General features: G+C 38.6%; 2 protein-coding genes and 3 pseudogenes. 1 reads left to right on the forward strand and 4 read right to left on the reverse strand.

Going from position 1 to position 7,732, the window contains the following annotated elements; all coding sequences use genetic code 11:
* The 4 genes and pseudogenes from ADI74_RS10930 to ADI74_RS10935 form a co-directional block, all read right to left on the reverse strand.
* On the reverse strand, nucleotides 1-3,799 hold a 3,799-nt coding region (locus tag ADI74_RS10930), incomplete at its 3' end, for a Cna B-type domain-containing protein (protein ID WP_239682815.1).
* Between the two features lie 135 nt (nucleotides 3,800-3,934).
* Nucleotides 3,935-4,018: pseudogene (locus ADI74_RS11485) on the reverse strand (SHIRT domain-containing protein); the annotation flags it as partial.
* Nucleotides 3,997-5,451: an Sgo0707 family adhesin gene (locus ADI74_RS07600; protein ID WP_053092582.1), complete on the reverse strand. Its 1,455-nt coding sequence runs from the start codon at nucleotides 5,449-5,451 to the stop codon at nucleotides 3,997-3,999. The gene ADI74_RS07600 and the pseudogene ADI74_RS11485, both read right to left, overlap by 22 nt.
* A 217-nt stretch (nucleotides 5,452-5,668) precedes the next feature.
* Nucleotides 5,669-6,460 (reverse strand): annotated as a pseudogene (locus tag ADI74_RS10935) (transposase); the annotation flags it as partial.
* Between the two features lie 138 nt (nucleotides 6,461-6,598).
* On the opposite strand from ADI74_RS10935, the pseudogene ADI74_RS10940 reads away from it, so the two are divergent.
* Nucleotides 6,599-7,732, forward strand: a pseudogene (locus tag ADI74_RS10940) (IS3 family transposase); the annotation flags it as partial.

Below are 7,732 nucleotides of genomic sequence, written 5' to 3' on the forward strand. Positions count from 1 at the left end.
AGTCTGGACGAATACCGTCTTTGTTATTAGCATCATCCCAGATCTTCTTACCTTTTACAGTAATTTTCTCTGGTGTATGTTCGTTAGTAATCGTATACTTACCGTCTTTTTCTGGAGTAATTGTTGTTTCGTATGATGCAACAGCCACTTCTTTGACAGTGTACTTGATTTCTTGACCATTCTCATACTTAGGAAGTTTCTTAGATTCGAACTTCCAGCCAGTTTTTTCTGATACTTCAATCTCTTGAACGACTTCTTTATCGTTTTTAAGAATTTGAACTTTCACAGATGTTGTACGTTTGCCGTCTTGGTTGTTGTTATCTTTCCAAACCTTAGTTCCTGAAAGGATAACTGTATCTGGATTGTGAGTGTTAGTCACTACTTGACCAGTTACAGAGGCTTCATAACCAGCTGGTACATCCACTTCCTTGATTGAGTAAGTGATTTCTTTACCAGCTTCGTATTGTGGAATATTTGTGAAGGATGCTACCCAAGTGTTGGCATCTGTCTTATCCTTAGCTGTCAAGGTCAATTTCTTACCTTCAACGGCTACTGGATCAGCATCTCCTACTTTTTTATAAAGTTGAACCGTTACTGACTCAGGACGTTTACCGTCTTGGTTGTTCGCATCGTTCCATACTTTTGTTACTTTGTAGTCGATTGCTTTAGGAGCATATTTGTTTGTGATGGTAAAGTCTGTAATCGTAGATTCGTATTCTGCTACGGCTTCTTCCGTTACAGTGTATTTGATTTCTTTACCATCTTTATATTTTGCTAATTTCGTGAATTCGACAGTCCAAGTTCCGTCTGCGGCTGCTTGAACTTCTTTCGAATCAACTTTCTGACCGTCTGCTAAAAGATTGATTGTAATCTTAGTTGGACGTTTGCCGTCTTGGTTATTCGCGTCATCCCAGTTCTTAGTTGCTTTAATGTCAACTGTTTCTGGTGAATAGCTATTTGTGATGGTGAATCCTGATGCAGCGTCACCAGTAACCTTAGAAGTGTAACCAGGAACAGTTACTTCTACTACAGTGTACTGGATAGGTGTACCGCCCTTATCAGCATCAAGATCTGTGAAGCTTCCAGCCCAACCGTTTGCGGCATTAAGTTCAAGTGTTTTACCAGTATCTTGACCATCTGCAAGCAATTTAACTGTGACAGAAGTTGGACGTTTACCATCTTGGTTGTCCTTATCATCCCATGCTTTCTTCACAGAAACTTGAGTTTTGGCTGGTGTGTATTTGTTTGTAAATACAAGATCTTTTGCTTCTTTTGAAGCTGTTGCTTTCAATTCAGTTGCGCTTACTTTTTCAACCGTTACTTCAACTTCTTGAACTGTCTTATCGTAAGTGATGCCTGTTTCAGTTCCAGCAACTTCTGAGATGGTGTACTTGTGAGTTCCCACTTGGCTCTCATCATATGAGATTGGTGAGAAGGTCACTGTTCCGTCGGCAGCGTTTGTCACTGTTTCAACAACAGTTCCGTCTTCTTTCTTCAATTCGAAACTGTATTTACCAGCTTCAAGATTTTTACCTTCAAGAACTTTCTTAGCTCCAAGAGTTACACTTGTAGCTCCTGCTGGAGTGTATTTGTTTGTAAATACAAGATCGTTCGCTTCTTTTGAAGCAGTTGCTTTCAATTCAGTCGCGCTTACTTTCTCAACCGTTACTTCAACTTCTTGAACTGTCTTATCGTAAGTGATCCCTGTTTCAGTTCCAGCAACTTCTGAGATGGTGTACTTGTGAGTTCCCACTTGACTCTCATCATATGAGATTGGTGAGAAGGCCACTGTTCCGTCGGCAGCGTTTGTAACTGTTTCAAGCTCTTTGTCGCCTTCTTTCAGAACAAAGCTGTATTTACCAGCTTCAAGATCTTTACCTTCAAGAACTTTCTTAGCCCCAAGAATTACACTTGTAGCCCCTGCTGGAGTGTAAGTGTTCTCGAATGCTTTTTCATCGTCGTAAGTAACAGTTGCTTCAAGGGCACCTTTACCATTGTCCGCTACAGTAACTGTAGCAGTGATTGTTTTTGTGTCGTACGTGATGCCTGTAGCAGTTCCAGTTTTTTCAGCAATCTTGTAAGTGAAAATTCCAGCTTTATCGAATTCCAAGGCTGAGAACTTAACGTTTCCATCTTTGTCATTCTTGACTGTTTCTTTCACGTTACCATCTTGGTCTGTCAAAGTAAATTCAAACTCATCGGCTTTCAACTCACGACCAGTAAGTGTTTTCTTAACTGCAAGAGTAGCTGAAGTTTTTGAAGCTCCGTAGCTGTTGTTAAATTCTTTGTCCGCTGGGTATGTTACGTTAGCAGTAAGATTTCCTTCACCATCGTCTGTAACTTCTACTATGACTTTAACTTCGAGACTATCGTATGTTACACCGTCAATAGTTTGTCCAGCATTTGTTTCAACGATAGTGTACTTGTATGTACCAGCTTTAGTGTATTCGATTGGTGCAAATACGACCTTACCATCAGCAGTGTTCTTCACTTTTTGAACTTCTGAGCCATCTTCGTCATTCTTCAAGACAAACTCAAACTCATCAGCTTTCAAGGTACGACCTGAAAGAGCTTTTGTCACTTCAAGACTAGCTGAAGTTTTCTTAGTTGTGTATGTGTTGTTAAAGGTTTGGTTATTATCCTTATAACTAGTTTTGGCTTTAAGTTGGCCAGAACCGTCATCCGTTACTTCAATAGTTGCAGTAACTTGATGTGTGTCATAGGAAATACCACCTAGATTCCCTTTTGTTTCGCTAATAGTGTAAACATAAGTACCCGTCTTAGTAAACTCTAAAGCTCTGAAGTTTACTTGGCCATCGGCTGTGTTTTTCACCGTTTCAACAGTCTTGCCGGCTTTGTCTTTCAAGACAAATTCAAACTCGCCTGCCTTTAACTCGCGACCAGTCAGCTTCTTAGTTACAGAAAGAGGAACGTTCACTGGCTTGGCTGTATATTTATTTTTAAAGACAAGCGCTTCTGGACTTCTAGTGATGGTTGCTGTTAGTTTACGTCCAAACGCTTTCTCAACTTTGATTTTGACTTTAAATTCTGTCTTGTCATAAGTTACTCCAGCTTCTTTTTCGTTATCTGCTGGAATGACCTCACGGACAACATAGTCGTGTTCTCCGACTTCATCTTCATTAAAGGTAAGAGGAGTGAAGGTGATACTACCATCCTGCTTATTGGTAACTGTCTCTACTTCCTGCTCAGTGCCATTTGTAACTTTGAAAAGTTTAAACTGATACTTATTCGCCTCAAGTAGCTTCCCTTCTAATACTTTCTCAGCAACAAGTGGAACTTGAATAGGGTCAGCAGGAATATATGTATTGGTGATAGTGAAGCCAGTGTTGGCATCACCTGCGATCTCACTCTTAAAGCCTTCTACTGGAACTTCTTTTACAGTGTAGTGGATCTTACCGCCATCTGCATTATACTTCGGCAAATCTGTGAACTCACCTGACCAGTTGGTTGCGGCAGTTAACTCAACTTTTTTCTCACTCTCTTTACCATCAATAACTAGTTTAACTATTACCGAATTTTTCTCAGGTCCATTCCACTTTTTATTAACTTTTACTGTAACTTTTTCTGTATTCGTATTTGTAACGATAAAGCCTTTATCTACATCCCCAGTTATCTTACTACTATAGTTGTTAACTTTTACTTCAGCTAAAGAATATTTGTACTCATGACCGTCCTCAAGGCTGTACTTCAACAATTTGTCAAAAGTATATGACCAGCCTGTAGTTTTATTTAAGGTTACCGTGTGATCTGCATCATTCACTACCTTGCCGTCAACCAAAATGTTAAAAGTTGCGGACTCAGCTACTGGACCAACCCACTTTTTCTCAATAGAAATCTTCTTATAAGCCTTTAGAACCCAAATACCAATAAAGTGTACATCTGCACCATCAATGGTCTTTTCTTTTTCCGTGTACCCCTTGAAAACCCATGTTCCTTCTGGAACGGTGACTTCCGTTTGCTTGGGCTGATCTGGTGTTACGGTTGTCCCATTTGGAATTTTTGATACCTTAGGTGGTTTAGATCAGTTACCTCTTTAGGTAGAGTCATTCCTGGAGTTCCGCTTTGGAACTCATGTGTTTTATTGTAAAGGAGAGTTGTTTTGACCTTATTAGAAGGGACTAGGACATTATCAACTTTCAATGTTACGGTATTTTCGATAACACCCGATGTTTTCTGCTCTACTTTTTCATTTGTTACCGTATTATATGTAACTTTTATCGTATCAGCTCCACTTGCTCGCTGAAGATACTTTTCTGCCATTTTAACAGTAACGGTCTGTCCTGATACAGTAACAGTGTAATCCGTATGTTCCGTCAAAACCTTGCCATCTGCTTCGACTTTAAGGTCTTGATAGGTTAGTCGTTCATCAAATGTATCAATCAAATCTAAGCTGTCAAGTGAGCCAATAACATCTTTTCCGGGTGTCGGTACCTTGAAAGTTCCCGTATAAGTGATCTTCTGTCCTTTTTTAGCTGGAGCTTGTGTGGGGTCAACCGTTTTAACTGGTGCCGGAATCTTTCCTTCTACAAAAAGTCCAAATACTGCTGAGCAGTAGGCAGTTGACTGGTAGCCAAATTCTAAACTATTGTTAACCGAACGAACAGCTAGACCACCAACATTGTAGGAAGCATCGCCGTCTGTTCCTTTAGTAGCTCGCCAAATTGTTTTGTCGCCACTTACTTCCTTTTTGAGAGCATTTGCGGTATTCATTACCGTCTTATCTACTTGGGATGTATAGTTTTTAATATAGAATGATTCTGTCCCGTCAACAGTCACATCCACATCAGATGGGACCATTACAAGCTTCAAATCCGTATTTGATCCGTCTGAATATTTCAGCTCGGCCGTTACATCTGCGTCAATCCAATAGGCGTGGTCAATTATATCATTATGGGCAGCATCCACATATGGGATATTCCCCAGTTCAAATGCCCCATTTTCCCAAATCTCTGAAACATTAAAAAACTGGACATTTTTCTTAGTAGGATCCTTCAGTGATGCTTCACCTAGTGTTGTATTATTATAATGAACTGTCACACGATTAATGGTTAGATAAGCATCAACCTTTTTTCCATAAACCTCACCAACATTTGAAAATTTTAATTTTAAAGGTTGTTCAAATACTTGAGTGCTTTTATTGGTTTTATCAACTTTGAGGGTAAAATTCTCCATAGGTTTATGATAAATCTGACCACTTAAAGATTGGTAGTAAGGATTATTCAATCGTGCTTGATTAACAGCATTCGATTTTGAAATTACCTCCATATTATTCACATTTAAGTTAAATTTATATGTATCTAAATGTGCAAGGTCAGTATTATCTTTAATTTCTTGCACAGCAAAAAAACTTTTAATCGGTAATAAAAGGAATGTTAGAATAAGACATAGCATTCCAGTAATAATCTTTTTATATTTAGTTTTGAATTTCATTGTCACTCCTAAAATATTTACAGCAAAAAATAATACCTAAGATTATTGTAACAGTAAAAATGATTTTAAGCAATAAGTTTGTTACTAAAAAGGTTAATCCTTTCAAATTTTATTAAATAAAAATATATCTACAGCATTTTTGCTAATTTATCTTTGGATAAAGATTAATAATCCTCTCAACATCCCGTATGTTTGACCTAGTTCTTGATAATCTCTAAAAGCTGTTACGCCCTTCAAATATCTCCTGATAGTTCTCATATTTTTCAGCACGTACTGAAAAATCATCCTTGACTTTACGAAGGACTTTCTTGAGTTTCCGACGCTGGGTTTTACGTTCATCCTTTCCTTTAACGGGTGTCTCCTCCATGTCTTGGTTCAGTTTTTCCAATTCTTCTTCAAGGACTTGAGCGAACTCGGTCAACTGTTCTGAGGTAATCGATTCTTTTTCATCCAGCGCAATCGCCTGATGGATCAGGGGAGTGATTTCTTCTTGAAAATAGGCCTGTATCTGTTCTTGAAGTTTGGCTGAAAACTTATCCGTTGCCTTTTTCCACACGAAACTATACTTGTTGGCGTTGGCTTCAATCTTCGTCCCGTCAATAAACAAGCAATCTAAGGTCACTAACTCTTCCATTTTTAAACGAAGATTGAGGTCGATGAACAGATCACGAATGAGTTCTTCCATCCCTTCAGCGATACGAAAACGATTGATAGTGCGATAGCTGACAACCAACTGTCCTGTTAGGTACTGTATAGCGAGATTTTCAATCATCATTTTTTCAATTTTTCGACCAGAGAAGATCCCTTGTGAATAGGCAAATAGAAGAGTAGACACAAGCATTTTAGGGTGATAAGACGGGCGACCAAAGGCATGATAGAAGGTGTGGAAGTGACTATCCTCCAAGGTATTCACCACTTTTTCAATCGTAAAGACAAGATGGTCTTGTGGCAAGAAAGAACTGATTTCTAGTGGTAAAGTTGTTTGATTTGTGTTATAGTGAACATGCATGGGATAGCCTTTCTAAATGGTTTATTAAGCAATTCTATTTTACCAAGGCTATCGCAACCATGCAAAAAAGCAACGGGAAATCTGAACTGCACCCCAAAAGTTAGACAGAAAAAATCTAACTTTTGGGGTGTTTTTACTATGAAATTGAGTTATGAGGATAAAGTTCAGATCTATGAACTTAGAAAACAAGGATATAGCTTAGAGCAGCTTTCAAATAAATTTGGGATAAACAATTCTAATCTTAGGTACATGATTAAATTGATTGATCGTTACGGAATAGAATTCGTCAAAAAAGGAAAAAATCGTTACTATTCCCCTGAATTAAAACAAGAAATCATTGATAAAGTCCTACTTGAGGGGCGATCGCAACTAAGCGTATCTCTGGATTATACTCTCCCAAGTAGTGGATTACTTCCAAATTGGCTGGCACAATACAAGAAAAACGGGTATACTATTGTTGAGAAAACAAGAGGGAGATCAGCTAAAATGGGACGTAAACGAAAGAAAACTTGGGAAGAAATGACAGAATTAGAACGACTCCAGGAGGAGAATGAACGCTTACGGACTGAGGTGGCCTACCTAAAAAAGTTAAAAGAGTTAGAGGAAAGGGACGAAGCCCTAGAGCGAGAAAGGCAGAAACAGTTAGAGAAATGGCTTCAGGAGGATTTCGACTAGATTTACTTCTTGAAGTGGCTCGTTTAGCTCGCTCAACTTACTACTATCAGTTGAAGGAACTAGATGGGCTTGATAAAGATAAAGATCTTAAAAACCGAAATTCAGGCCATTTATAATGAACATAAAGGAAATTATGGCTATCGCCGAGTTACTCTCTAACTCAGAAATCGTGGTTTTGTAGTGAATCATAAGAAAGTTCAACGTCTGATGACGGTCCTTGGTCTAACGGCTCGAATTCGTCGTAAACGGAAGTATTCTTCCTACCGAGGAGAGATTGGCAAGAAAGCAGATAATCTCATTCAACGCCAATTTGAAGCAGCTAAACCAATGGAAAAGTGCTATACAGATGTAACGGAGTTTGCCATTCCAGCAAGTACTCAAAAGCTTTACTTATCACCAGTTTTAGATGGCTTTAATAGCGAAATTATCGCCTATAATCTTTCAACTTCACCAAACTTAGAACAAGTGAAAACAATGTTAGAACAGGCATTCACAGAGAAACACTATGAAAATACCATTTTACACAGAGACCAGGGCTGGCAATACCAACACGATTCTTATCATCGGTTCCTAGAGAGTAAGGGAATTCAAGCATCC

Origin of the sequence: Streptococcus pseudopneumoniae (assembly GCF_001074565.1) — a bacterium.
GTDB classification, from domain to species: domain Bacteria; phylum Bacillota; class Bacilli; order Lactobacillales; family Streptococcaceae; genus Streptococcus; species Streptococcus pseudopneumoniae_J.

Coding starts and splice junctions, on each gene's coding strand:
- ADI74_RS07600 (WP_053092582.1), bottom strand. CDS start 5,451: ATGAAATTCAAAACTAAATATAAAAAGATTATTACTGGAATGCTATGT.